Below are 25,290 nucleotides of genomic sequence, written 5' to 3'. Positions count from 1 at the left end.
CCCTCGGACCCCGCGCGGTAACCGCCGCGCGGGGTCTTTCCTTTCCGGCCAACCCCTGCCGCGCAAGTCCCGGCTCTCAGCCGCCTGCATTTTCCGAATCGTCTCAAATCATTTGCGCAGGAGTCCGCATTAATCTCAGCGGGCATTGACGTGCGCCGGGTCGTATCCCGTTTGGTCCGCGCGCACGCGTGCACGCAGTTGCCTGCGTGTTTGCGCCGCACGCCCTCCCGCGTGCGGCGCCTTTTTTCACGCCTGCCAAAAGTCGTATCGGACCCATGTGCACAGGAGGCATTGGATGACATTGAGGATTTTGCTGGCCGACGACCATCCCGTCATTACGGCGGCAATCCGCGCGTGCTTGCAGACACAGACGGGTTGGGAAGTCTGCGGGGAAGTGGCAAGCGCAACAGAACTGCATCAACAGGTGGAAATTCTGCAGCCCGACGTGGTGGTCACGGACTACCACATGCCCGGCCCGGCCGAACTGGACGGCGTGCGGCTGATCACCAGCCTGCGGCGGCGCTACCCCGCGCTGTCGATCATCGTGCTGACGATGATCACCAATCCACTGGTCCTGCGCACGATCCTGGACGCGCACGTCCATGGCCTGCTGCTCAAGGATTGCCCATTGACCGAGATCGTCACCGCCATCGCGCGGGCGCAGCGCGGCTTCACCTACATCGGCAAGTCCGCGCTGCGCGCGCTGGCGCCCACCGAGCTGCGCACCATGCTGCCGTGCGGGCGCAACGGCGTGCAGCGCCTGTCCGCGCGCGAAACCGAGGTCCTGCGGCTATACCTGACCGGGCGCACGGTCACGGAGATCGCCGCCACGCTGTGCCGCAGCGTGAAGACCATCAGCCGGCAAAAGAACTGCGCGATGCACAAGCTCGGCGTCAGCAACGACCGCGAACTGTTCGAATGCGCGGCGCTGCAGGGCGTCGTCCTGCCCCTAGGGCGAAACTGAGACAACACTGAGTCCAAACTGAAGCAAGACCGAAGCAAAACCGAAGCCATTGCCATCGCGACCGCTCGCTATAATCGATTTCGCCGTATGACACCGTTGTCATGCGCCACCTACCGACATGCCCGAACACCATCCCGCCACAACTGCCACAACCACCCCGCCGTCCCCCGGCACCCCCGGCCGCGCCGTGCCCGCCCTGCTCGTGGCCGCCCCGGCTTCCGGGCAAGGCAAGACCACCGTCACGGCCGCGCTGGCCCGGCTGCATGCCCGCCAGGGCCGCACCGTCCGCGTATTCAAGACTGGCCCGGACTTCCTCGACCCGACGCTGCTGGCGGCGGCCAGCGGCGCGCCGGTGCATTCGATCGATCTCTGGATGACGGGCGAGGCCGACGCGCGCGCGCGGCTGGCCGAGGCGGCGGAAGTGGCCGACCTGATCCTCGTGGAAGGCGTGATGGGCCTGCACGACGGCACGCCGAGCAGCGCCGACGTGGCGCGGCGCTTCGGCCTGCCGGTGCTGGCCGTGATCCAGGCCGGCGCCATGGCGCAGACCTTCGGCGCGCTGGCCTACGGGCTGGCGCACTATGGGGCGCCGCTGCCGCCAATGCGCGTACTGGCCAACGGGGTCGGCACGGCGCGCCACGCCGACCTGCTGCGCGAAAGCCTGCCGGCGGACATCGGCTGGGCCGGTGCGCTGGCGCGCGACGCGGCGGCGAGCCTGCCCGAGCGCCATCTGGGCCTGTTCAGCGCCGACGAACTGCCAGACCTGATCGAGCGCCTCGACCGCATGGCCGACGCGCTGGAAGCCTTGCCGATCGGCCAGTTGCCGCCCGCTGTGCCCTTCCCGGCGCCAGCGCCGCCGGCTGCGCCCGGCCCGCGCCCGCTGGCACATAAGACCGTGGCGATTGCCCGCGACGACGCGTTTCGCTTTATCTATCCCGCCAATGTGGACACGCTGTTCGCGCTCGGCGCCGATGTGGTGTGGTTCTCGCCGCTGCGCGACCGCGCGCTGCCCGCGTGCGACGCGCTGTGGCTGCCCGGCGGCTATCCGGAGCTGCACGGCGCCACGCTCGCGGCCAATGCCGACATGCGCACGGCACTGCGGCGCGCCCATGCGGACGGCCTGCCGATACTGGCCGAGTGCGGCGGCATGATGGCGCTGTTCGATACGTTGGTAGACAAGGAAGGCGTCAGCCACCAGATGGCCGGCCTGTTGCCGGGCACAGTGACGATGCAGCGGCGGCTTGCCGCCATCGGCCACCAGTCCGTAACGTTTCCGGGTCTGCCGGACAAACCCGGAGAACCCCTGCGCGGCCACACCTTCCACTATTCGAAGACCGATTCGCCGCTGGCGCCGGCGGTGCGGGCGGTGTCCCCGCGCGATGGCGCGCCGGGCGAGGCGGTCTACCAGACCGGCTCGCTCACGGCGTCATATGTGCATCTGTATTTTCCGACCAACCCGCTGGCCATTGCGGCGCTGCTGGGCGGGAAGGTGGGATAGCGGGATAGCGGAAGGATGGGGGACCGGCTCAGGCGGCGTCGCGCTCGGCCACGGTGCGGGCCGCGGCATCGGCAATGCCCGCCTCGAGCTGCGCCAGACCCTTGGAGAGGTTGTGCATGGTCGTCTCGGACACATCGGCCAGCACGTCCTGGAGGAAGGTCGAGCGGCGCGGCAGGGCCTGCTCGACGATATCGCGCCCGAGCGGGGTCAGCGTGACATTGGTCATGCGATTGTCGCGCTCGCTCGTGGTGCGTTCGATCCAGCCCAGTTCCTGCAACGCCTTCAACTGGCGCGTGAGGGCGCCGGGGTCCATGCCGACGCGGTCCGCCAGCGGCTTTTGCGCGATGGGGCCATCGTGGCCATGCAGCGCGGACAAGATGCGCCAGCGCGGCAGCGGATGACCGATGCGCTGCTCGAACGCCGCCGCATAGGCGCGGTAAGTGCGTCCAAACTGTTGCAGTACGGCCAGGCTTTGTCGCTCCAGTTCCACTCCGAATCTCCTTTAGGCGGACGCTTGCATCCGCGGGGGCGCCGTGATCTCAGGCGGATCAGTCGGCTGCCATCGCGGGCTCCTGCACCCGCGTCAGCTTCACCGGCGGGACCCGGCGTACGCGCCAGAGCCCCACCAGGGCCGCAATCGCCGCCACGAGCAAGCCAAGATGGATGGCCCCGACGAGCGATTGGCGCGCCTGCTCGAGCAGCAGGGCTCCATTGTGCCCTGCCTCCTGAAGGTTGGTCAGCAATTCTGCTTGCGCGACCTTGTCGATCAGGATCTGGGGGTCGGTCATCCGCCCGGCCCAGTCCGACGCGCCAGCCGCCTGCAACGCACGCTCCACGCCTCCGGTATAGCTGCGCGTCACCATCGTGCCAACCAGCGCGGTGCCGACCATGCCGCCTACCATCCGCAACGATTGCAACATCGCTGTTGCAATGCCGAGGTGGGCGCGGCCGGCCGTCTGCTGGGCGAACACAGTCAGGTTCGGCAGCACGAAGCCGAGCCCGAGGCCGGCCAGCAGCATGGTCCCAAGCAGCACCATGTGATGCATGCCGCGCGTGGCCTGCGACAAACCGAGGCAGGCGAGCGCCAGCAGCGCAAATCCCGCATAAAGCATGCTGTTCGGCACCGGAATGCGCGTGATGATGCGGCCATTGAGAATGCTGCCGATGGTGATGCAGACCACCATCGGCGTCACCAGCAGTCCGGCCTCCTTCGGCGAATAACCAAACCCGCCCTGGAACAGCAGCGGCGCGTAGAGCAGCAGCGCGAACATCGCAAACCCGCCCAGCACGCCAAGCACGAACAGCGAGGCCAGCGCCGGATTGCGGAACATGTCGAGCGGCAGCAGGGGGTCCGCCGCGCGGTGCGACCACTGCCAGAGGCCGACGAACGACGCCACGGACAGCACGGCCAGGCCAATCGTCACGATGTCCAGCCCGCGCTCCGGCAGCCATTCCACCGAGAGCTGGAGGCAACCGAGCCCCGCCGCGATCAGCAGCGCGCCCAGCCAGTCCACGCGAATCGGCCCCTTGTGCGCCTGATGGCGCAGATGCGGCAGGTAGCGCCACGCGAACAGCAGGCCGAGCAGGCCCACCGGCACATTGATATAGAACACCGCGCGCCAGCCATACCATTCGGTCAGCACGCCACCCATGGACGGGCCGATGGCATTGGCGAGCCCGAATGCGGTGCTCATCATCACCTGCCAGCGCAGGCGCACGTGCGGGTCTGGGAACAGATCGGGAATACAGGCGAAGGCGGTGCCCACGAGCATGCCGCCGCCAATGCCCTGCAGGGCGCGCGCCGCCACGAGGAACGGCATGCTGGGCGCCATGCCGCACAGCACCGAGGCCACCAGAAAGACCACGATCGACACCAGCACGAAGGGCTTGCGGCCGTAGTAGTCGCCCAGCCGGCCGAAGATCGGCACGGTGACGACCGACGTCAGCAGGTAGGCCGTGGCGACCCAGGCGTAGTACTCGAAGCCCTGCAGTTCGGCGACCACCGTCGGCAGCGCGGTGGCCACCACGGTCTGGTCCAGCGCCACGAGCATCACCACGAAGGCGATGCCGATCATCGCCAGCAGCGATTCCCGGAACGGCAGGATTTGCCCGTTGCCGGACGTATGTGGAGCGCCCTGCCCTTCTTGCGACGCGGAAGTCATTCTATTGCCCGATCAATCGTTGTGCGGTCAATGATTATAGGTCGAAATTTCCTTAATTTGCAGGGCGGAACGTGGGAGAACTGCGTTGCTTCGATTCGATATTTCGACTACATTCGAATCATGGAATCTTCTCAAATCATCGAAGCGCTGGCCGCCCTCGCCCATGCCTCCCGGCTGGCGGTGTTCCGCGCGCTGGTCCAGGCCGGGCCGGAGGGCCTGCCTGCCGGGCAGATCGCCACGCTCCTGGATGTGCCGGCCTCGTCGCTTTCCTTCCATCTGAAGGAGCTGCACCGGGCCGGCCTCGCCAACAGCCGGCAGGCCGGACGGTCGGTCATCTACACCGCCCGCTACGAAACCATGAACGACCTGATCGGCTTCCTCACCGAGAACTGCTGCGGCGGCAATCCGTGCGGGCCGACGGCGGCTTGCGCCACCCCGCCGTTGCAGGGAGCCGAAGGATGAGCAGCCCGGACATTGCAGCGCCAGCCCGAGCCGCCTCCGCGCCCGCCATAGGATTCTTTGAACGTTATCTCACCGTCTGGGTGGCGTTGTGCATCGTGGTCGGCATCGCGCTCGGCCAGATGCTGCCCGGCGTGTTCCAGGCCATCGGGCGCATGGAGTACGCGCAGGTCAACCTGCCCGTGGGCGTGCTGATCTGGGTGATGATCATCCCGATGCTGCTGAAGATCGATTTCACGGCGCTGGGGCAGGTGAAATCGCACTGGCGCGGCATCGGCGTGACGCTGTTTATCAACTGGGCCGTCAAGCCGTTCTCGATGGCGCTGCTGGGGTGGCTGTTTGTGCGGCATTTATTCGCGCCGCTGCTGCCCGTCGATCAGCTGGACAGCTATGTGGCCGGCCTGATCCTGCTGGCGGCTGCGCCATGCACGGCGATGGTGTTCGTCTGGAGCCAGCTCTGCAAAGGCGATCCGTATTTCACGCTGTCGCAGGTGGCGCTGAACGACGGCATCATGATCGTGGCCTTCGCGCCGGTGGTAGCGCTGCTGCTCGGCCTGTCGTCGATCACGGTGCCGTGGGACACCCTGCTGACCTCGGTCGGCCTGTACATCGTGGTGCCGGTGGTCATCGCGCAGATCGCGCGAAAGCTGCTGCTGGCGCGCGGCGCGGCGCACTTCCAGCGCGTGCTCCGACACCTTGGCCCCTACTCTATTAGTGCGCTGCTGCTGACCCTGGTGCTGCTGTTCGCCTTCCAGGGCAAGGCGATCATCGACCAGCCGATGGTCATCGCGCTGCTGGCGGTGCCGATCCTGATCCAGGTCTTCTTCAATTCCGGTCTCGCCTACCTGCTCAATCGCCGGCTTGGCGTGGCGCACTGCGTGGCGGGGCCGTCCAGCCTGATCGGCGCGAGTAACTTCTTTGAATTGGCCGTGGCCACGGCGATCAGCCTGTTCGGCTTCCAGTCCGGCGCGGCGCTGGCTACGGTGGTCGGCGTGCTGATCGAGGTGCCGGTCATGCTGCTGGTCGTCCACATCGTCAACCGCTCGCAGCGGTGGTACGAGGCCAAGCTCCCCTGAGGAACCAAGATGATTGTCACGATTTATCACAATCCTGATTGCGGCACGTCCCGCAACACGCTGGCGATGATCCGCAATGCCGGGATCGAGCCGCAAGTCATCGAATATCTGCACACGCCGCCGTCGCGGGCGCAGTTGCAGGCCATGATCGGACAAGCCGGGCTGACCGTGCGCGAGGCGATTCGCGAAAAGGGCACGCCCTACGCCGCGCTGGGGCTGGCCGATCCGGCCTTGACGGATGACCAGTTGCTGGACGCCATGCTCGCCCATCCCATCCTGATCAACCGCCCGTTCGTCGTGACCGACCTCGGCGTGCGGCTGTGCCGGCCGTCTGAACTTGTGCTCGATATCCTGCCGTCGCCGCAGCAAAGCCCGTTCACCAAGGAGGATGGCGAGGTGGTCATCGACGCGCAGGGCCGGAGGGTGGGTCCATGACGATTGCCTTGCCCAATGTCGTGCCGGCGCTGCTGGAGACGCCCGACGTCCAGAAGCTCGAGCCCACGCGGGTCAGCACCCATCCGCCCCGCATCCTGCTGCTCTATGGCTCGCTGCGCGAGACGTCCTACAGCCGGCTCCTGACGCTGGAAGCCGAACGCATCCTCCGCCACTTCGGCGCCGAGACGCGCGTGTTCGATCCGAGCGGCCTGCCGGTCACTGACAGCGTGCCCGCCGATCACCCCAAGGTGGTGGAACTGCGCGAGCTGTCCGCATGGTCGGAAGGCCAGGTCTGGTGCAGCCCCGAGCGCCACGGCACGCTGACCGCGGTGTTCAAGAACCAGATCGACTGGCTGCCGCTGGAAAGCGCCGGCATCCGCCCTACGCAGGGCCGCACGCTGGCGGTCATGCAGGTCTGCGGCGGATCGCAGTCGTTCAACGCCGTCAACGCGCTGCGCGTGCTGGGCCGCTGGATGCGCATGGTGACGATTCCCAACCAGTCCTCCGTGGCCAAGGCGTACCAGGAATTCGACGACGCCGGGCGCATGAAGCCGTCCGCCTACTACGACCGCGTGGTCGACGTCATGGAGGAGCTGTACAAGTTCACGCTGCTGATCCGGGACCGCTCCGACTACCTGACCGACCGCTACAGCGAGCGCAAGGACGCCGCGCCGGCCCGGGCGGCGGCGCTGGCGGCGGCGGCGATGGACCACGAGCGCCAAGCGGCTGCGGGCGACACCGACGAAGGCGAAGTCGAATAAGGCCAACCATGACCGACGTACCGAATGGCAGCCTCGTGGCACGGCTCGGGGCTGCACAGACGCTCGCCTGGGCATCCTCTTACTATCTAGTGGCCATGCTCGCGGTGCCGATGGCGCGCGACACCGGCGTGTCGGTGCCGACGGTCTTCGCGGCGTTCAGCGCCGCGCTGGTGGTCTCGGCGCTGCTCGGCCCCTACGCGGGCCGGCTGATCGACCGGCTGGGCGGACGGCCGGTGCTGATGGCCACCAGCCTCGTCTTCGCGGCCGGCCTGGCGGGGCTCGGCCTGGCCCGGGAAAGCGTGGGACTGTTCCTGGCGTGGCTCGTCATCGGGATCGGCATGGGCAGCGGGCTCTACGAAGCGGCGTTCGCCACGCTGGTGCGCCTGTACGGCACGCGCTCGCGCAATGCGATCACTGGCATCACGCTGATCGCCGGCTTTGCCAGCACCGTGGGATGGCCGCTGTCATCCTGGCTGGAGAGCCACTATGGCTGGCGCGTGGCCTGTCTGGTCTGGGCCGCCTTGCACCTGACGGTGGGCCTCGCGCTCAATGCGAGCCTGCCGCGCGCGGGGGCCGATCCGGCGCCCCCATCCACGGCACCCGCAGCCGGCAAACCGGCGGCGCCCGGACCGGCGTCGGGCGCGCCGGCCACCTGGGTACTGGCCTTCGTGTTCGCGGCGACGTGGTTCATCAGCACGGCCATGGCCGCGCACCTGCCGCGGCTGTTGCAGGCCGGCGGCGCCACGTTGGCGACGGCCGTGCTCGTCGGCGCGCTGATCGGGCCGTCGCAGGTTGGCGCCCGGCTGCTGGAGTTCGGATTGTTACGCAAGGTTCATCCGCTGCTGTCGGCACGGCTGGCGGCGGCCCTGCACCCGATCGGCGCGGCGGCCTTCATGGTCGCGGGCGCGCCGGCCGCCACGCTGTTCGGGGTGCTGCACGGCGCCGGCAACGGCATCCTGACCATCGCCAAGGGCACGCTGCCGCTCGTCATCTTCGGGCCGCAGGGGTATGGGCATCGGCAGGGTGTGCTGATGGTGCCGGCGCGCATCGCGCAGGCGCTGGCACCGTGGCTGTTCGGGCTCTGTATCGACGTCTGGGGTGCACAGGCGCTCTGGGTCTCGGGCGGGCTGGGGCTGGCGGCCAGCGCGGCCCTGTTCGCCATCCAGTCGGCGCCTATCCACCAGGGCGCGCCGGCCCCGGCGGCGGAATAGCGCCTAATATGGGGAGGAGCCGCAACTACCGGAGCCTCCCATGCATCCTGTCACGCTGATTGGCGCGCCCACCGATGTCGGTGCCAGCATTCGCGGTACGTCGATGGGGCCGGAGGCCCTGCGCGTGGCCGATATTGCCGGGGCGCTGGCGCGCAACGGACTGCAGGTGACCGACTTCGGCAACCTCAGCGGCCCGGGCAACCCCGGCCAGCTTCCCGTCGACGGCATGCGCCACCTGCAGGAAGTGCTGACGTGGAACCAGTTGGTGTTCGACACCGCCTATGCCTGCTTCGCCAGCGGCCAGATGCCGCTGCTGATGGGCGGCGACCACTGCCTGGCCATCGGCTCGATCAGCGCCGCCGCGCGCCACTGCCGCGAGACCGGCAAGCGACTGCTGGTGCTGTGGCTCGATGCCCACGCGGACGCCAACACCGGCAGCACCAGTCCCACGGGCAATATCCACGGCATGCCGGTGGCCTGCCTGTGCGGCGACGGTCCCGCGCCGCTGACCGCCCTGAGCGGCGTCACGCCGGCCATGTCGGCCCAGTCGATCCGCCAGGTGGGCATCCGCAGCGTGGATGCCGGGGAGAAGCTGCGCCTGCGCGAGCTGGGGCTGACGGTCTACGACATGCGTTATATCGACGAAAACGGCATGCGTCAGACGATGGAGCAGGCGCTCGCCGGCATCGACGCGAATACGCATCTGCATGTCAGCTTCGATGTGGATTTCCTGGATGCGCAGATCGCGCCGGGGGTGGGTACGCCGGTACGCGGCGGGCCGACGTATCGGGAGGCGCATCTGGCGCTGGAGATGATCGAGGATACCGGGGCGCTGGGGTCGCTCGATGTGCTGGAGCTGAACCCGGCCCGGGACGTCCACAATCAGACGGCCGAGCTGGTGGTGGACCTGCTGGAAAGCTTGTTCGGGAAGTCGACGCTGTAGCAGCGCTGGCTTGGGCTCCCCTCTCCCGCAAGCAGGAGAGGGGAGAACGTCTTCAGCCGCCCTTCGCCTGCGCCGTCACCTCGTTCCACCCACCGCCCAGCGCCTTGTACAGGTTGACCTCGCTGGTCAGCTGGTTGAGGCGCGAGTCGATCAGCACCTGTTGCTGCGCGAACAGCTGCCGCTGCGCGTCGAGCAGCGTCAGGTAGTTGTCTACCCCGGTGCGATAGCGGCCCTCGGCGAGCTGGAAGTAGTCCCGGCTCGCCTCGACCAGGCGCACCTGCGCCTGGAGCTGCTCCGTGTACGTGCCGCGCGCCGCCAGCCCGTCCGCCACTTCGCGGAAGGCCGACTGCACGGTCTGCTCGTACGTCGCCACGTTGATGTCCTTCTGGATCCGCGCGTAATCCAGGCTGGCGCTCAGGCTACCCGCCGTGAAGATCGGCAGGTTGATCTGCGGCGAGAACAGCCACGTGCCCGAACCCGCATCGAACAGCCCCGACAACTGGCGGCTCGCCGTGCCCGCCGAGGCGGTCAGCGAGATGCTCGGGAAGAACGCCGCGCGCGCCGCGCCGATATCGGCGTTGGCCGACAGCAGGCGGTGCTCGGCGGCGAGGATGTCCGGGCGGTTCTGGAGCAGGTCAGACGGCAAACCCGCCGGCACGTCCGCCACCAGCTTGCCATCGAGCGGCAGCCCTTCGGGCAGGTCCGCCGGCAGGCTCGCGCCGAGCAGCAGCGTCAGCGCATTGGTGTCCTGCGCCACCAGCCGCGTATAGCGGCTCAGCGAGGCCCGGGCGTTTTCCACCTGGGTCTGCGACTGGCGCAGGTCCAGCCGCGAGGAAATGCCTTCCTCGTAGCTGCGGCGCGTGAGGTTGTAGGTCCGCTCGTAGGTCACCAGCGTCTCGCGCGTCAGCTTCAGCTGCGCCTCGTCGGCGCGCAGCGTCAGGTAGGCGTTGGCGACGCTGGCCACCAGCGCGATATGCGTGCTGCGCTGGGCTTCGTCGCTGGCGAAATACTGCTCCAGCGCTGCCTGGCTCAGGCTGCGCAGCCGGCCGAACAGGTCGATTTCCCAAACGGTGGTGCCCAGCGACACGCCATACGAACTGCTGATGACCCGCTGGCCCGTGCTGGAGAGGTCGGCCGGCACGCGCTGCCGCGTGCCCTGCGCCGCCACGCCCACCTGCGGGAACAGGTCCGCGCGCTGGATGCGGTACTGCGCGCGGTACGCCTCCACGTTCAGGGCCGCCACGCGCAGGTTGCGGTTGTTCTGCAGCGCGACGTCGATCAGCCGCTGCAGGCGCGGATCGGCGAAGTAGTCGCGCCACCCCAGTTCCGCGGCCGGTGGCACCTGGCCGGCGCCGTTGGCGGCCGGGTAGGCTTCGCCCTGCGGATAGGCGGCTTCCACCGGCGCCGCCGGACGCTCGTAGGTCGGGATCAGGCTGCACCCCGCGAGCGCCGCGCTAGCGGCGACGGCCATGCTGATTAGCGTTTGTCTCATGCTTTGGCCTCCTTTTCGAGGGAGGAGGAATCGTGCTTCTCGCGGCGCTCCTTGAGCGCGTTCACCACCACGAAGAACAGCGGCACCCAGAAGATGGCCAGCACCGTGGCCGTGAGCATGCCGCCGATCACGCCGGTACCGATGGCGTGCTGGCTGCCCGAGCCGGCGCCTTGCGACACCGCCAGCGGGAACACGCCGAGAATGAACGCGAGCGAGGTCATGATGATCGGCCGCAGGCGCATCCGGCACGCCTCCACGGCCGCATCGACCAGGCTCTTGCCCTGCTCGTGCAGTTCCTTGGCGAATTCCACGATCAGGATCGCGTTCTTGGCGGACAGGCCGATGGTCGTCAGCAGGCCCACCTGGAAGAACACGTCGTTGGACAAGCCCCGGCCAATCGTCGCCAGCAGCGCGCCGACCACGCCGAGCGGCACCACCAGCATCACCGAGAACGGAATCGCCCAGCTTTCATACAGCGCGGCGAGGCACAGGAACACCACCAGCAGGGACAGCGCGTAGAGCGCCGGCGCCTGCGAGCCCGACAGCCGCTCTTCGTACGACAGGCCGGTCCACGAGTAGGCAATGCCCTGCGGCATCTGCTTCATGATGGCTTCCACCGCCGCCATGGCCTCGCCGGAGCTCTTGCCCGCCGCCGGTTCGCCCAGGATTTCCACCGCCGGCACGCCGTTGTAGCGCTGGAGCTTGGGCGAGCCATAGCCCCACTTGCCGGTGGCGAAGGTCGAGAACGCCACCATGTCGCCCTTGTCGTTACGCACGAACCACTTGTCCAGATCTTCCGGATTCATGCGCGCGTTGGGGCGGCCCTGCAGGTAGACGCGCTTCACGCGACCGCGGTCGATGAAGTCGTTCACGTAGCTGGAACCCCAGGCGATGGAGATGGTGCTGTTGATGTCCGCCAGCGACACGCCTTGCGCGCGGGCGCGCTCGTCGTCGATCTCCAGCTGGTACTGCGGCTCGTCGTTCAGCCCGTTCGGGCGCACGCGTTGCAGCGCCGGGTCCTTGGCGGCCAGCGACAGGAACTTGTTGCGGGCTTCCATCAGCGCGTCATGCCCCAGGCCGGCCTGGTCCTGCATGTAGAAGTCGAAGCCGGTGGCGTTGCCCAGCTCCTGCACGGCCGGCGGCGCAAAGGCGAAGGCCAGCGAGTCCCGGAAGGTGCTGAACTTGGCCTGGGCGCGCTTGGTGAGGTCGAACACGCTGGTGGCGTCGCCCTCGCGCTCCTTGAACGGCTTGAGCAGGATGAACGCCAGGCCCGAACTCTGGCCGCGGCCGGCGAAGTTGAAGCCGTTCACGGTGAAGAGCGAGCTGACGATCTTGCCCTCGTCATTGAGCAGGTAGTTCCGCATCTGGTCGAGCACCGCCTGCGTGCGCTCCGCCGTGGCGCCGGCCGGGGTCTGCACCTGGGCGTAGAGCACGCCCTGGTCTTCTTCCGGCAGGAACGAGGTGGGGATGCGCGTGAACAGGAAGGCCATGCCCGCCACGATCAGCACGTAGATGATCAGGTAGGGCACGCGCCGCTTCAGGATGCCGACCACGCTGCGCTCATAGCGCTGCGTGGAGCGGATGAAGCTGCGGTTGAACCAGCCGAAGAAGCCCTTCTTGTGCTCGCCGTGGTCGCCCTTCTCGATCGGCTTGAGCATGGTCGCGCACAGTGCCGGGGTCAAGATCAGCGCCACCAGCACCGAGAGCACCATCGCCGAGACGATCGTGATCGAGAACTGGCGGTAGATCACGCCCGTGGAGCCGCCGAAGAACGCCATCGGCAGGAACACTGCCGACAGCACCAGCGCGATGCCGACCAGCGCGCCCTGGATCTGCCCCATCGACTTCCGGGCGGCCTCCTTCGGCCCCAGCCCCTCCTCGGACATCACCCGCTCGACGTTCTCCACCACCACGATGGCATCGTCCACCAGCAGGCCGATGGCGAGCACCATGCCGAACATCGTCAGGGTGTTGATCGAGTAGCCGAACGCCGCCAGCACGCCAAACGTGCCCAGCAGCACCACCGGCACGGCGATCGTCGGGATCAGCGTGGCGCGGAAGTTCTGCAGGAACAGATACATCACCAGGAACACGAGCACGATGGCTTCGAGCAGCGTCTTCACCACTTCGTGGATCGAATCGGCGATGACTGGCGTCGTGTCGTACGGGAACACCACCTGCATGCCCGCCGGGAACGACGGCTCGAGCTGGTTCAGCGTGGCGCGGATGGCCTTCACCGTATCCAGCGCGTTAGCGCCCGAGGCCAGCCGGATGGCGATACCCGAAGCCGGGCGGCCGTTGTACTGCGCGTTGATGTTGTAGTCCTGGCCGCCCAGGCCCACGTCGGCCACGTCCTTGAGGCGCACCTGCGAGCCGTCCGGATTGACCTTCAGCAGGATGTTGCCGAACTGCTCGGCGGTCTGGAGACGGGTCTTGCCGATCACCGACGCATTGAGCTGCTGCCCGCGCACGGCCGGCAGGCCGCCCAGCTGGCCGGAGGCCACCTGCACGTTCTGCGCCTTGATGGCAGTGCTCACGTCCAGCGGCGCCAGCTGGAAGCTGTTGAGCTTGGCCGGGTCCAGCCAGATGCGCATGGCGTACTGCGAGCCGAACACCTGGAAGTCACCCACGCCAGCGGTCCGCGAGATCGGATCCTGGAGGTTCGAGACGATGTAGTTCGACAGATCCTCCCGCGTCTGGCTGGGGTCGGTCGACACCAGGCCGACGATGACCAGGAAGTTCCGCACGGACTTGGTCACGCGAATACCCTGCTGCTGCACTTCCTGCGGCAGGAGCGGCGTGGCCAGGGCGAGCTTGTTCTGGACCTGTACCTGGGCGATGTCCGGGCTGGTGCCCTGCTCGAACGTCACGGTGATGGTCATGCTGCCGTCGGAGTTCGACTCCGACGAGATGTAGCGCAGCTTGTCCAGCCCGTTCATCTGCTGTTCGATGACCTGCACCACGGTGTCCTGCACGGTCTGCGCGGACGCACCCGGGTAGTTCACCGAAATGGCGATGGTCGGCGGGGCGATGGCCGGGTACTGGTTGATAGGCAGCGACCGGATGGCCAAGCCCCCTGCCAGCATGATGACCAGCGCGATCACCCAGGCAAAGATCGGCCGGTCGATGAAGAAATTAGACATGGCGATTCCTCATGCGTCGGTCCCGGTCAGGACTTGGCCGCGCCGGGCGCGGAAGCGGCGGCCGGGGCCGAGGCGGCATTGGGGGCCGTAACGGCGGTGGCGGTGGCGCTGGCCTCGGTGGCCTTGACCTTGGCGCCGGGGCGCACGAACTGGAGGCCTTCCACGATGACGCGGTCGCCGGCTTTCAGGCCGTCCGTGACCAGCCATTTGTCGCCAATGGTCCGGTCGGTCTTCAGCACGCGCTGCTCGACTTCATTGTTGGCGTTCACCACCAGCGAGGTCGCCTGGCCCTTGAGGTCACGCGTGACGCCGCGCTGCGGCGCCAGGATGGCCGAGGTCTTCACGCCTTCGGCCAGCCGCGCGTGCACGAACATGCCCGGGAGCAGTTCGTGGCGCGGGTTCGGGAACACCGCGCGCAGCGTGACCGAGCCGGTGCTCGGGTCCACGGACACTTCGGAGAACTCCAGCCGGCCTGCTTCCTTATAGGTGCTGCCATCCTCGAGCATCAGCATCACCTTGGCAGCGTTGGCGCCGGCGGCCTGGAGCCGGCCGTCGGCCAGTTCGCGCCGCAGCCGCAGCAGCGTGGTGGACGGTTGCGTCACATCCACGTAGATCGGGTCCAGCTGCTGCACGGTGGTCAGCGCGGTGGCCTGGCCATTGGTGACCAGCGCCCCCTCGGTGACCACCGAGCGGCCGATGCGGCCCGAAATCGGGGACAGCACCTTGGTGTAGCGCAGGTTGATATGGGCGCGGTCCGCCGTCGACTGGGCCTGCAGGTAGGCAGCCTTGGCTTCGTCGTGCTGCTGCTTGCTGACCGCTTCCTCGCCCACCAGGCGCCCGTAGCGCTCCGCGAGCAGGCGCGACGACGCCAGCGTGGCATCGGCGCTCTTGGCCGTGGCTTCGTAGGTAGCCGGGTCGATCTGGTACAGCTGCTGGCCCTGCTTGACGTCGGAGCCTTCCACGAACAGCCGCTTCAGGATGATGCCGTCCACCTGCGGGCGGACTTCGGCGATCCGGAAGGCCGTGGTCCGGCCGGGCAGCGACGAGTCGAGTGTCACGGTCTCGTCCTTCAGCGTCACGACCTTTACTTCCGGCGTCTGGGCTGCGGGCGGCTTGTTTTCCTTGCCGCAGGCGGCAAGGACCGTGACGGCGATGGCCAGCATGCCCGGAATCAAAGCACGCCTGGCGCGCATTGCTTGCATAGCGATTTCCTCGAGGATGAAACGGAATGTTGTGGCCTGGCCCCGTAGACCAGGCGGGCGCCACGGCGCAGCGCGTGGACGCAAGTGGCGTGCCGGGTCGCCGGCACGAAATTCGGTCGTCGGGTTCAGCGGATTGTCGCCATGGGCCCCTGCTTTCGCCATTTGCTGGCCTGGAGGAAAACACAAGACCGGCCGCGCCGCGCGCGCGTGTCCGGCCGCAGGGGGTTCGTGGAACCGCCCTGCTCCCCGTATTCTGAAATGTCCTGCACGTTCCTTCGCTTGTCCGGTTCACCGTGCTTCGCGCCAGCCCGTGCGCCGATCTGAACGTCGCGCTACGTCTTGCCGGCCGCCACAATAATCGGTTTTCCCGATGCTTGCTGGCGGCGCATTGCCACGGTAATGTCTGCACCGCACGGCGGCACCCTTTGTATCAGGGTAAAGACAACCGTCTCCTCCAGGGAAGCCGTCGCCGTCGTGATGCAATGCAGCATTCGGCTAACAGGATTGCAACTAGTTCCATAGCCGAATGACGAGATGCGCGTCATCGTACCAGCTTGAAGAAGAATCTGGATGACAGGACTTGCCGTGTAATGCACTGAAATACACGGCGGGTGAGTACGGATAGCGGCTTTCAGTGGATTATGGCGCACTTTTGTGACGCTCACGCGTCCGACTGCGCCTTGCCGCCTCAATAAGAAACGCCCCCGTTTTACCGGGGGCGTTTCTTATTTGGGGTCCGATCAACGATCAGGCGCCATCAAGATAGCGATTCCGCTCGCCGATGGGCCGGCCAAGATTCGGCGTGGTCCAGCGCATGTCGCCCTGATAGGCGGCGCTGCCATAGCTACGATTGGTCGTGGTCGTCGCGCCCGGCACCAGATCGTACTTTTGCGAAGGCATCTGCATCTGCTGCTGTTGCTGCGGGGCCAGATCCTGTCGCGTCGGTTGCGCCGCGCCCTGCGAGTACGGGTCGAACTTGTCGCCCGTGCGCGCGCCGCTGGTCGAGGGGTCGACCGGCGTGGACGTGACACCGCCCTGCGTGTAGGGGTCACGCGGGCCCGGCGTCATCTGCGCGAGCGCCGACACCGACATCAGCGCCAGCGCCCCGGCGGCCAACACACTGCTGGCGCGCATCGTCTTCATGGTCTTCATGGCTTACCTCCACATGGCAAATCGTTTGCGGCGGGAGGAAATCACCACCGCTCCCTTCATGAGGTAGCGAAAGCCGTGCCGGTCCCGCACGTGCGGTGCCGGGCGCCCTGGGGGCCGCGTGCCGCCTAGGGAGCGCTCCGGAATTACAACCGATGGGTAAGGCCTGCACTGGCGTGCTGTCGCCATCGTGCGTGTAACAAGACGTATCTTCCTCGCATATCACGTCATTTAAGTCTGTGTTCAGCTTTCGTCCCCAGTGACCACTTGTGCGGCGCGGTCATTAATAAGAACGATTCGCATTTACTTTAGGATGGGCGCCTCGTTGAAAACGGTACATCCCCGCTGCGGGGAACGCATGGCCCTTCCCATGGAGTTCACATGACAGTGATCGACGATCGCACGCCCCCTGCCCGCGCTGACACGCCCCCTGCGCACGATCCATCCGGCACGGTTTTACACACCTTCATCGCCCAGCGGCGCAGCCTGCTCCACGTGGCCACCCGCATCCTGGGTTGCCCCTGCCTGGCCGAGGACGTATTGCACGACGCGTTTCTCAAGCTCTGCCAGGAGCCCTGCCCCGAAGCCTTGCGCAGCGAGGCGAGTTACATCAGCCGGGTGGTGCGCAATCTCGCGCTGGATAGCTACCGGCGCCAACAATTGGAGAAGCGACTATTCATCGGCGATGTGCCCGAGCAGGACGCACCGCTCGACACCAACTCGCCGGACTGCATCGCCATGGCGCATGAGCAAACCACCTGCCTGCGTGACGCGATGCGGCGCCTGCCATCACGCACCCGCGACGCGGTGGTGCAGTACTACTACGAGGACCAGACGCAGAAGCGCATCGCCGAGCGGCTGGGCATCTCGGCCACGATGGTGAACTTCATCCTCCAGGATGCGCGCAGCGCCCTCAGTGCGATGAATATCGCGCGCTGAGCGCACGGCTGCGCGATGACCGTCGCCCGCTGATCTCTACGGCCGCGCGGTGGATGCCGCGCGCCGCTCTCCTTCCGCTTGCCGATCTTCCACACGTGCACGCGCCATGCGTGCCTCGCGCGTGCCCGGGCACGCGTAGCACGGCTTCGATGACGCGAGCCCGCACAGCCCCGCATGTTTTAAGTGAATGACATGGCCGAACTAAACGAATGACGAGGCCATTCGTCTTGATGGGTATCCCCCTTCCACTGCGGAAGCCTTCCTGTTTCGCGATCCACCAGGGCTAAACATGAGCAATGAAGATCCTTATGACTTTATCGGCGTCGGACTGGGCCCGTTCAATCTCGGCCTCGCGTGCCTGGCCGATCCGCTGCCCGGCGTACGCAGCCTGTTCCTCGAGAAGAAGGAAGCGTTCGGCTGGCACACGGGCATGCTCGTGGACGGCACGACGTTGCAGAACCCGTTCCTGGCCGACCTCGTGTCGATGGCAGACCCCACCAGCCGCTTCAGCTACCTGAACTACTGCAAGCAGCAGGGCCGCATCTACAACTACTACATCCGCGAGAACTTCTATCTGACGCGGCAGGAGTACGACCGCTACTGCAAGTGGGCCGCCGGGCAGCTGCCCAACGTGCGCTATCGGCAGGACGTGCTCGACATCCGTCACGACCCGTCGCTGCCCGGCTACGTGGTGAGTGGCGTCGATACGCACACCGGAACGCCGTTCCGGCATCGCGCGCGGCGGCTTGTGCTCGGCATCGGCAGCACGCCGAACCTGCCCGCCTGCTGCGCGGGCGAGCACGCGCCGATCCACACCTCCGCCTACCTCGCCAACAAGCGCTGGCTCCAGCAGCGCCGCACCATCACTGTCATCGGCAGCGGGCAGAGCGGCGCCGAGGTCTACCACGACCTGCTCAAGGACTGCGACACCCACGGCTATACGCTGAACTGGGTGACCCGCTCGCCGCGCTTCTTCCAGATGGAGAACGCCAAGCTCACGCTGGAGTTGATCTCGCCGGCCTACAGCGACCACTTCTACGACCTGGGCGAATCCGTGAAGACGCGCGTGCTGGAGGACCAGCGCAGCATCTACAACGGCATCAACAAGACGCTGATCGACCAGATCTACGACACGCTCGACGAAAAGCGCCACCGCGCCGGGGCCCGCACGCAACTGCTGACCAACCTCGCGCTGGACGGCATGCACTTCGACCCCGCCGCGCGCCAGTACGAGATGACGTTCCGCCACATGGATCTGGGCGAGGCCTACCGCCACGTGGCCGACGGCGTGGTCATGGCGACCGGCTACACGCATCGCGTGCCAGCCTTTATCGACGGCATTCGCGAGCGCATCCGCTGGGACGCGGGCGGCCGCTACCAGCAGGCGCGCAACTTCGCGGTAGACGTGCATGGCGACGAGATCTTCGTGCAGAACGCCGGCTTCCACAGCCACGGCCTGACCAACCCGGACCTGGGCATGGCCTGCCATCGCAATGCACGGCTGCTGCACGCGCTGACCGGCGTGGACCACTATCGCGCCGAGGCGCGCACCACGTTCCAGGACTTCGCCCCGCGCGCCAACAGCGGCTTCGAGCGAATCGAGGCGACGGAAGCTTCGGCAACCGTGCCGGCCCCCGGCAACGGCACGCCCATGCCGGCCCAGCCAGCGCTGGCGCAGCTGATCACGGTGGCGGGATAGACCATGAGCCTGCGACTCACCATCGTCATCATGTCCGCGTTCGGCGTCATCAGCGACGCCATCCTGATCGCGTTCTACCCGCAGTTCTTCGAAGTGCGCTACGGCATCACCAGCCCGGTGCACGTGGGCGCCTACATCGCCGCCATCTCCATCGCCGTGATGTGCACGCTGCCGCTCTGGGCGCGCGTGGCGCGGCGCGTGGAAACCATGCACCTGCTGGTCTACACCCAGCTCGTAGCCGGCACCTTCGGCGCCCTGAGCGCCTGGGCGGAGACGGTCACCGCCTTCTGGGTGCTGACCATGCTGATGTTCATGACCAAGAGCAGCTACCTGCTGATGTTTCCGTACCTGATGCGGCTGGAGAAGGCCGAGACGCACGGCGCCACCATCGGCCTGCTCTCGGTGGTGGTGCATATCGGCGGCATCTTCGGGGCGATGGCGGGCGGGATGGCGCTCCAGCAGTTCGGCCCGCGCACCTGCCTGTGGATGATGGCCGCTGGCGACTTCGTGCAGATGGCGTTGTGCATCTACCTGATCCGGACCGGCCGGGTGGTGCGCGTGCTGGGCACCGATGCGCCGCCGCCGGCGGCAGGCAGTGCCGCCAGCACGGCGCGGCGCGGCACGCTGGGGCTGATCCTGCGCCTGAGCCTGCTGATGCTGCTGTTCGACTTCAGCGCCTACCTCGTCCGCCCGTTCTTCTCGGTGTACTGGGAGCAGATCTCCGGCATGCACAACCAGATGCTGACGGGGCTGGTGTTCGCGATTCCGGGCGTGGTCGCGCTGGTGGCGCTGATCGCCAACAAGCGGGCCACGCGGGACGGCCGCAAGCTGCTCGACCATACGCTCGGCAACCTGCTGCTGGGCACTGTGGGGCTGCTGTTGCAGGCGGCGCCGTCCCCGGCGCTGGTGCTGATCGGACGCTGCCTGTACGGGTGGTCGATGTTCCAGGTCATCGTGAAGCTGGAGGTGACGCTGTTCAAGGTCAGCACGCCGGACGCCTACGCCAAGGACTTCAGCATCGCCAACTTCTTCCAGAACCTGGGGGTGCTGCTGTCGTCGTTCGGCGCCGGGCTGATCGTGAGCCACTTCGGCATCGAGGTCACCTTCGTGCTGGCCGCCGCCGGCATGCTGCTGACCGCCGCGCTGGACCGCTGGACCTTTGGGGTGGATCGTCGCCACGCGGCGCCAGCCGCGCAACCTCAGACCGATGCCGCGGGTACCGCCGGACTTGCTGGAGCGCCCCATGCAAGCTGACCGCTGGGACATCACCCGTGGAGGCGCCGAGCCGATTCCCGCCGCGTTGCGCCTGTCGCTCCACCCGGCCATGACGATCCGGGCGCTGTCGCTCGACCACGACATCGGCCTGCTCCATCGCTGGTTCACCATGGACTACGCGCGCTTCTGGAACATGCAGGACCTGACGCTCGACGAGACGCGCCGCTTCTACACGGATCTGCTCGCGAGCGGCCATGGCGGCGCCTACATGGGCCTCTGCGAGAGGGCGCCGGCGTTCCTGATCGAATGCTACGACCCCGCGCACGAGCCCGTCGGCACGCACTTCGCGCCGCGCGCCAGTGACATCGGCATGCATTTCTTCGTCGGGCCGCCGGCCGCACCGGTGCGCCACTTCACGCGCGACGTGCTGCGCCACGTCATGGCGCACACGTTCTACACACTGGGCGCCCAGCGCGTGGTGGTGGAGCCCGATGCGCGCAACGACAAGGTCCATGCCCTGAACCGCGCCGTGGGCTTCGCCTACGACCGCCAGATCACCCTGCCGCAGAAGACCGCCTGGCTGGCCTTCTGCACCCGCCCCGATTTCGAACGATCCATCCGAGGAGATTTCACCGATGAACGCCCCGCTTGACGCCACCATCCACGCCACCTTGCAAGCCCAGACCACGCGCGAGCCGCGCCATGTGGTCAGCCACCTCGAACCGGCCGTCTGGGCCAAAGTGAACCGCCTGCTCGTGCGCAAGGCCATCGCCGAATACGCGCACGAGGTAGTCATCACGCCGGCGGCGCAAGGCGCGGCCGATGCGGACGGCTGGACCCGCTACCGCATCGACGCCGACACGCCCAACTGCCACTACACCTTCGACGGCCAGCCGATGGCCCTGCGCCACTGGCGCATCGACCCGGCCAGCATCGAGCGCGTGCTCGACGGCGCCAGCGTGCCGCTGGACGCGTTGACCTTCATCAACGACTTCAAGCACACGCTCGGCATTCCCGCCGACAAGCTGCCGGTCTACCTCGACGAGATCAGCAGCACGCTGTTCGGCGCGGCCTACAAGCACAACCCGCAGGCGCCGAGCGCAGAGGCCCTGCTCGACGCGGATTTCCAGACCTACGAGTGGGCGATGATCGAAGGCCACCCGGGCTTCGTGGCGAACAACGGCCGGCTCGGCTTCGATGCCGAGGACTACCGCGCCTTCGCCCCGGAGACCGGCTCGCGCTTCGCCGTGATCTGGCTGGCCGTGCATCGTGACAACGCCCACTTCGCCAGCATTCCCGGGCTGGACTACGAGGCCCACATGGCGAGCGAACTGGGCGAAGCGCGCCTGGCCGCGTTCCGCCAGGCGCTGGCGCAGGCCGATGTAGCGCCAGAGGACTACCTCTACATGCCGGCTCATCCGTGGCAGTGGTTCAACAAGCTCAGCATCGCGTTTGCCGCCGATGTAGCCAATCGCAAGATCATCCCGCTCGGCTACAGCGACGACCTGTACACCGCCCAGCAGTCGGTGCGCACGTACTTCAACGCCTCCCAGCCGGACAAGTGCTATGTGAAGACCTCGCTGTCGGTGCTGAACATGGGCTTCATGCGCGGGCTGTCGCCGTACTACATGGCCGGCACGCCCGCCATCAACGCCTTCCTGGACGGGCTGATCAACGACGATGCCACGCTGCGCGGCTACGGTTTCAGCATCCTGCGCGAGGTGGCGTCGGTCGGCTATCGCAACCGCTACTACGAGGCTGCGCTCGAGACGGACAGCCCCCACAAGAAGATGCTGTCGGCGCTCTGGCGCGAAAGCCCGCTCGGCAAGCTGCGCGAGGGTGAACGGCTGATGACGATGGCCGCGCTGCTCCACACCGACCCGCAGGGCGACGCCCTGCTGCCGGCGCTGATCCGCCGCTCGGGGCTCTCCGCGCGGACGTGGCTGCGCCAGTACCTGCGCGCCTACCTCGAACCGCTGATGCACTGCTTCTATGCGCACGACCTCGTGTTCATGCCGCATTGCGAAAACCTGATCCTGGTGCTGGAGGGGCATACCGTCGCGCGGGTGTTCATGAAGGACATCGCCGAGGAGTCGGCCATCCTGAACAAGGACGCGGTGCTGCCGGAAGGCATCCAGCGGCTCGCCGTGGACGTGCCCGAGGACTACAAGCTGCTCGGCATCTTCATCGACGTGTTCGACGGCGTGTTCCGGCACATGGCCCAGATCCTCGTGGAGGGCGGCAGCTGTTCCGAGGACGACTTCTGGCAGGTGGTGGCGGACAGCGCGCACGACTACCAGGCGGCGCATCCCGAGTTGCAGCACAAGTTCGCGCGCTACGACTTCTTCGCGCCGGATTTCCTGCACTCGTGCCTGAACCGGCTGCAGCTCAAGAACAACCTGCAGATGGTGAACCTGGCGGATCCGGCGTCGAGCCTGACCATGGCGGGGTCGCTGCCCAACCCCATGGCGGGCCGCGCCCGCTCCGCCAACGTCAAGGCGGCCGCCTGATGCTCGCGCCCGCGCCGGACCGGCTCCACGCGCTGCTGGCCACGGCGGCACGTGTGGTGCCGGGACTTGACGGCACCATCGGCACCATCGGCACGATCGACGGAATCGACGGAATCAACGGAATCGACGATGGCGGCGGCCGGGGCGGGCGCGCGTGGAGTGAGGCGCGCGCGGAGGACATCGCACCGATGGTGCGGCACCTCGGCACGCATGTCCCCGAAGCCGGGGCGCACTATTGGTCACTTCGCGCTTGGGGATTGCATATCTGGCAACCGGTGTATCTCGGCATAGTTGGCGTGCATTGCTGTGCGTGCGCGCCGGATCTGTCGGCATTGTCCCAGCGCACCGAGGCGGGCGGCATCCACGGTTTCCGCATCGCGCCGCATACGCCGCGGCTGGGCGCGGAGGATGACGGGCTGCGGGGCGTCGCCCGCCAGATCGCCGAAGGCTGGACTCGGCTGCACGCGCAATGGCGTGACGTCGGCCCGCTGCCGGTCAAGGCGGCCGGCCGACTGCTGGCTGATTGCGTCCTCGGCGCCTTACTGTGCGTGCAACGCGAGCGAACCGATTGGGACGCGCCGCGCATGCATGCGCTGGGACAACGCTGGCTCGAGGCCATCGGCCTGGGCGGCGAATGCGGTTTCCTCGCCTACCGCGATGGCAGCGGCGCCGAACGGCTCGCCCTCGCCCGCAAGGGTTGCTGCCTCCACTACCGCCGCACCGACGGCGAGATGTGCGCCACCTGTCCGCGCCAACGCGTACCCGAGCGCCTGGCACGACTCGCTGCCCGCGACGGGCCCTAGCCCGCCCGCGTCCCCTCTCTCACTTTTTTCTGATTTTTCCTCGTATGCGTCCGCCATGCGCGGCGGCGCTCATCCGTGCAAGGAGAACACCCATGTCCGATCTGAGTCAGTCCTCCCACTTCGAAGCGGAGGCCTTGCAGTTATCGGTTTCAAGTTATTGCGATGAAGACGTCTTTGCGATGGAGATGGAACGCATCTTCCCGCGCAGCTCAAGCTATATCGGCCACGACCGCATGGTGCCCGACCCGGGAGACTGGCGCGCGCTGGGCCATGAGGACAACGCACGCGTCCTGGTGCGCACCGACCATGGCGTGGAATTGATCTCGAATGTCTGCCGGCATCGGCAGGCGCTCATGCTCGGCCAATACGGCCCCGGCGGACCCGGCGGACCCGGCGGACCCGGCGGACCCGGCGCGACTGCCGGCAACGGCCAGGGTAACCTGCGCGAGCGCGGCGGCAACATCGTCTGCCCGCTCCACGGCTGGACCTACGACAGCAGCGGCCAGTTGATCGGCGCACCGCAATTTCCTGAAAAACCGTGCCGGAACCTGGAGCGCTTTCCGCTCCAGAACGTGAATGGCTTCCTGTTCGAGGGCCCGCGCAACGCCGCGCAAGACCTGCGCGGCCTGTTCGACCGGCCCGAACTGGATTTTGGCGACTACGTGCTCGACCACGTGGAAATGCACCGTTGCGACTGCAACTGGAAGACCTTCGTCGAAATCTACAACGACGACTATCACATCGGCCCCTTCCACCCGGGACTGGGCCGCTACGTGCATAGCGAGGGACTGAGCTGGGAATATGGAGACTGGTACAGCGTGCAGCGGATCGACGTGCATCCAACGCTGGAGATCGCAGGCACCGACACGTACCGTACCTGGCATGAGCGACTGCTCGCTTACGGCGATGGCCGGGTACCTGACTTCGGTGCGATCTGGGCGACCTATTATCCGACCCATATGATCGAGGTCTTCCCGTACGCGCTGGTGCTGTCGACGCTTTATCCGAAGGGTGTCCACGAGACGATGAATGTCATCGAGTTCTATTACCCGGAGGAGCTGGCCGCGTTCGACCGCGAACTGGTGGAGGCGCACCGCGCCGCCTATATGGAAACGGCGATCGAGGACGACGAGATTGCCGAGCGCGTAGACGCCGGCCGGCGCGCGCTATATCGACAAGGAAAGACAGATGCGGGTCCGTACCAGACCCCGCTGGAAGATGGCATGCGCCATTTCCACGGCTGGTATCGGAAGCTGATGGATACGCCGGTCGCGGCACCGATGCCGGTACGCGATCCGGAAGCCACGGCGCGACGGACAATTCCGATCGCACGTGCAGTATGCTGAATCGGAAGCCCACAAAGCAAAACCCCCAGCCTTTATGGGGCTGGGGGTTCTGGGTATAAGAGCCTGGCGATGACCTACTTTCACACGGGTAGTCCGCACTATCATCGGCGCAAAGTCGTTTCACGGTCCTGTTCGGGATGGGAAGGGGTGGTTCCGACTCGCTATGGTCACCAGGCATGAGGGGTTGCCGCGCTGACGCATGTCAGCACGGCGAATCTGGGAGTAGTAAAGATTGGTTGTGTTTGTACCATCGTGGCACAAGGCGGCGAACCGCTACACCAGG

Annotated in this window: 22 protein-coding genes and 1 rRNA gene; 15 read left to right on the top strand and 8 right to left on the bottom strand. The window is 66.9% G+C overall.

The window, feature by feature from the left end:
* The first annotated feature begins 295 nt into the window (after positions 1 to 295).
* Together BM115_RS13100 and BM115_RS13095 are read left to right on the top strand one after the other, a co-directional pair.
* Positions 296 to 964, top strand: coding sequence for a response regulator (locus BM115_RS13100; RefSeq protein WP_092294445.1), 669 nt, complete (start codon positions 296 to 298; stop codon positions 962 to 964).
* 196 nt (positions 965 to 1,160) lie between these two features.
* Complete coding sequence (locus tag BM115_RS13095) at positions 1,161 to 2,462, top strand: cobyrinate a,c-diamide synthase (protein ID WP_255370829.1); 1,302 nt, start codon at positions 1,161 to 1,163, stop codon at positions 2,460 to 2,462.
* 28 nt (positions 2,463 to 2,490) lie between these two features.
* Here BM115_RS13095 and BM115_RS13090 read toward each other — a convergent pair whose 3' ends face one another.
* Entirely contained in the window at positions 2,491 to 2,952 is a 462-nt protein-coding gene (locus BM115_RS13090) for a MarR family winged helix-turn-helix transcriptional regulator (RefSeq protein WP_092294441.1), read from the bottom strand.
* 58 nt (positions 2,953 to 3,010) lie between these two features.
* Positions 3,011 to 4,624 carry an MFS transporter gene (locus BM115_RS13085; protein WP_092294439.1) on the bottom strand — a complete coding sequence of 538 codons (1,614 nt, stop codon included), beginning with the start codon at positions 4,622 to 4,624 and terminating at the stop codon, positions 3,011 to 3,013.
* Positions 4,625 to 4,744: 120 nt separating this feature from the next.
* On the opposite strand from BM115_RS13085, the gene BM115_RS13080 reads away from it, so the two are divergent.
* From BM115_RS13080 to rocF, 6 genes are read left to right on the top strand one after another with little or no spacing between them, the layout of a single operon-like run.
* Positions 4,745 to 5,086: an ArsR/SmtB family transcription factor gene (locus BM115_RS13080; RefSeq protein ID WP_092294437.1), complete on the top strand. Its 342-nt coding sequence runs from the start codon at positions 4,745 to 4,747 to the stop codon at positions 5,084 to 5,086.
* A complete protein-coding gene (gene arsB, locus BM115_RS13075) occupies positions 5,083 to 6,159 on the top strand; it encodes an ACR3 family arsenite efflux transporter (protein ID WP_092294435.1) in 1,077 nt (358 codons plus the stop codon). Before BM115_RS13080 ends, arsB begins: the two co-directional genes overlap by 4 nt.
* Before the next feature lie 9 nt (positions 6,160 to 6,168).
* Complete coding sequence (gene arsC, locus BM115_RS13070) at positions 6,169 to 6,594, top strand: arsenate reductase (glutaredoxin) (RefSeq protein ID WP_092294433.1); 426 nt, start codon at positions 6,169 to 6,171, stop codon at positions 6,592 to 6,594.
* Positions 6,591 to 7,355, top strand: a complete 765-nt coding sequence (gene arsH, locus BM115_RS13065) for an arsenical resistance protein ArsH (RefSeq protein ID WP_092294431.1) — start codon at positions 6,591 to 6,593, stop codon at positions 7,353 to 7,355. Before arsC ends, arsH begins: the two co-directional genes overlap by 4 nt.
* Before the next feature lie 8 nt (positions 7,356 to 7,363).
* On the top strand, positions 7,364 to 8,566 hold the full coding sequence (locus BM115_RS13060) for an MFS transporter (RefSeq protein ID WP_092294429.1): 1,203 nt from the start codon (positions 7,364 to 7,366) through the stop codon (positions 8,564 to 8,566).
* A 40-nt stretch (positions 8,567 to 8,606) separates the two neighbouring features.
* Positions 8,607 to 9,509 carry an arginase gene (rocF, locus tag BM115_RS13055; RefSeq protein ID WP_092294427.1) on the top strand — a complete coding sequence of 301 codons (903 nt, stop codon included), beginning with the start codon at positions 8,607 to 8,609 and terminating at the stop codon, positions 9,507 to 9,509.
* A 52-nt stretch (positions 9,510 to 9,561) separates the two neighbouring features.
* On the opposite strand, the gene BM115_RS13050 is transcribed toward rocF, so the two are convergent.
* From BM115_RS13050 to BM115_RS13035, 5 genes are all read right to left on the bottom strand, one after another.
* Positions 9,562 to 11,001: an AdeC/AdeK/OprM family multidrug efflux complex outer membrane factor gene (locus BM115_RS13050; protein WP_092294425.1), complete on the bottom strand. Its 1,440-nt coding sequence runs from the start codon at positions 10,999 to 11,001 to the stop codon at positions 9,562 to 9,564.
* On the bottom strand, positions 10,998 to 14,144 hold the full coding sequence (locus tag BM115_RS13045; RefSeq protein ID WP_092294423.1) for an efflux RND transporter permease subunit: 3,147 nt from the start codon (positions 14,142 to 14,144) through the stop codon (positions 10,998 to 11,000). The genes BM115_RS13050 and BM115_RS13045 overlap by 4 nt, the downstream gene beginning before the upstream one ends.
* A gap of 26 nt (positions 14,145 to 14,170) precedes the next feature.
* Positions 14,171 to 15,346 carry an efflux RND transporter periplasmic adaptor subunit gene (locus tag BM115_RS13040; protein WP_143093889.1) on the bottom strand — a complete coding sequence of 392 codons (1,176 nt, stop codon included), beginning with the start codon at positions 15,344 to 15,346 and terminating at the stop codon, positions 14,171 to 14,173.
* 332 nt (positions 15,347 to 15,678) lie between these two features.
* Entirely contained in the window at positions 15,679 to 16,011 is a 333-nt protein-coding gene (locus BM115_RS27090; RefSeq protein ID WP_143093888.1) for a hypothetical protein, read from the bottom strand.
* An 82-nt stretch (positions 16,012 to 16,093) separates the two neighbouring features.
* Complete coding sequence (locus BM115_RS13035; protein WP_255370807.1) at positions 16,094 to 16,498, bottom strand: endonuclease; 405 nt, start codon at positions 16,496 to 16,498, stop codon at positions 16,094 to 16,096.
* A 378-nt stretch (positions 16,499 to 16,876) separates the two neighbouring features.
* Here BM115_RS13035 and BM115_RS13030 point away from each other — a divergent pair, with 378 nt between their 5' ends.
* The 7 genes from BM115_RS13030 (at position 16,877) to BM115_RS13000 (ending at position 25,007) form a co-directional block, all read left to right on the top strand.
* Positions 16,877 to 17,434, top strand: a complete 558-nt coding sequence (locus BM115_RS13030; RefSeq protein WP_092294419.1) for a sigma-70 family RNA polymerase sigma factor — start codon at positions 16,877 to 16,879, stop codon at positions 17,432 to 17,434.
* Positions 17,435 to 17,723: 289 nt separating this feature from the next.
* Positions 17,724 to 19,133 carry a lysine N(6)-hydroxylase/L-ornithine N(5)-oxygenase family protein gene (locus BM115_RS13025; RefSeq protein WP_092294417.1) on the top strand — a complete coding sequence of 470 codons (1,410 nt, stop codon included), beginning with the start codon at positions 17,724 to 17,726 and terminating at the stop codon, positions 19,131 to 19,133.
* A gap of 3 nt (positions 19,134 to 19,136) precedes the next feature.
* Positions 19,137 to 20,387: an MFS transporter gene (locus BM115_RS13020; RefSeq protein ID WP_092294415.1), complete on the top strand. Its 1,251-nt coding sequence runs from the start codon at positions 19,137 to 19,139 to the stop codon at positions 20,385 to 20,387.
* Positions 20,377 to 21,000 carry a GNAT family N-acetyltransferase gene (locus BM115_RS13015; protein WP_177219908.1) on the top strand — a complete coding sequence of 208 codons (624 nt, stop codon included), beginning with the start codon at positions 20,377 to 20,379 and terminating at the stop codon, positions 20,998 to 21,000. The genes BM115_RS13020 and BM115_RS13015 overlap by 11 nt, the downstream gene beginning before the upstream one ends.
* Before the next feature lie 19 nt (positions 21,001 to 21,019).
* Positions 21,020 to 22,858, top strand: coding sequence for an IucA/IucC family protein (locus tag BM115_RS13010; RefSeq protein ID WP_369823433.1), 1,839 nt, complete (start codon positions 21,020 to 21,022; stop codon positions 22,856 to 22,858).
* Positions 22,858 to 23,661 (top strand): siderophore ferric iron reductase, encoded by an 804-nt coding sequence (locus tag BM115_RS13005; RefSeq protein WP_092294409.1) that lies wholly within the window; start codon positions 22,858 to 22,860, stop codon positions 23,659 to 23,661. Before BM115_RS13010 ends, BM115_RS13005 begins: the two co-directional genes overlap by 1 nt.
* 92 nt (positions 23,662 to 23,753) lie before the next feature.
* Positions 23,754 to 25,007 (top strand): aromatic ring-hydroxylating oxygenase subunit alpha, encoded by a 1,254-nt coding sequence (locus BM115_RS13000; protein ID WP_092294407.1) that lies wholly within the window; start codon positions 23,754 to 23,756, stop codon positions 25,005 to 25,007.
* 61 nt (positions 25,008 to 25,068) lie between these two features.
* Here BM115_RS13000 and rrf read toward each other — a convergent pair.
* Positions 25,069 to 25,182 (bottom strand): 5S ribosomal RNA (gene rrf, locus BM115_RS12995).
* Between the last annotated feature and the right edge of the window lie 108 nt (positions 25,183 to 25,290).

Origin of the sequence: Cupriavidus sp. OV096 (genome assembly GCF_900115455.1) — a bacterium.
Taxonomy (GTDB): Bacteria; Pseudomonadota; Gammaproteobacteria; order Burkholderiales; family Burkholderiaceae; genus Cupriavidus.
The sequence above is the reverse complement of the archived record's forward strand: the minus strand, read 5'-3'. Positions and strand labels throughout refer to the sequence as shown.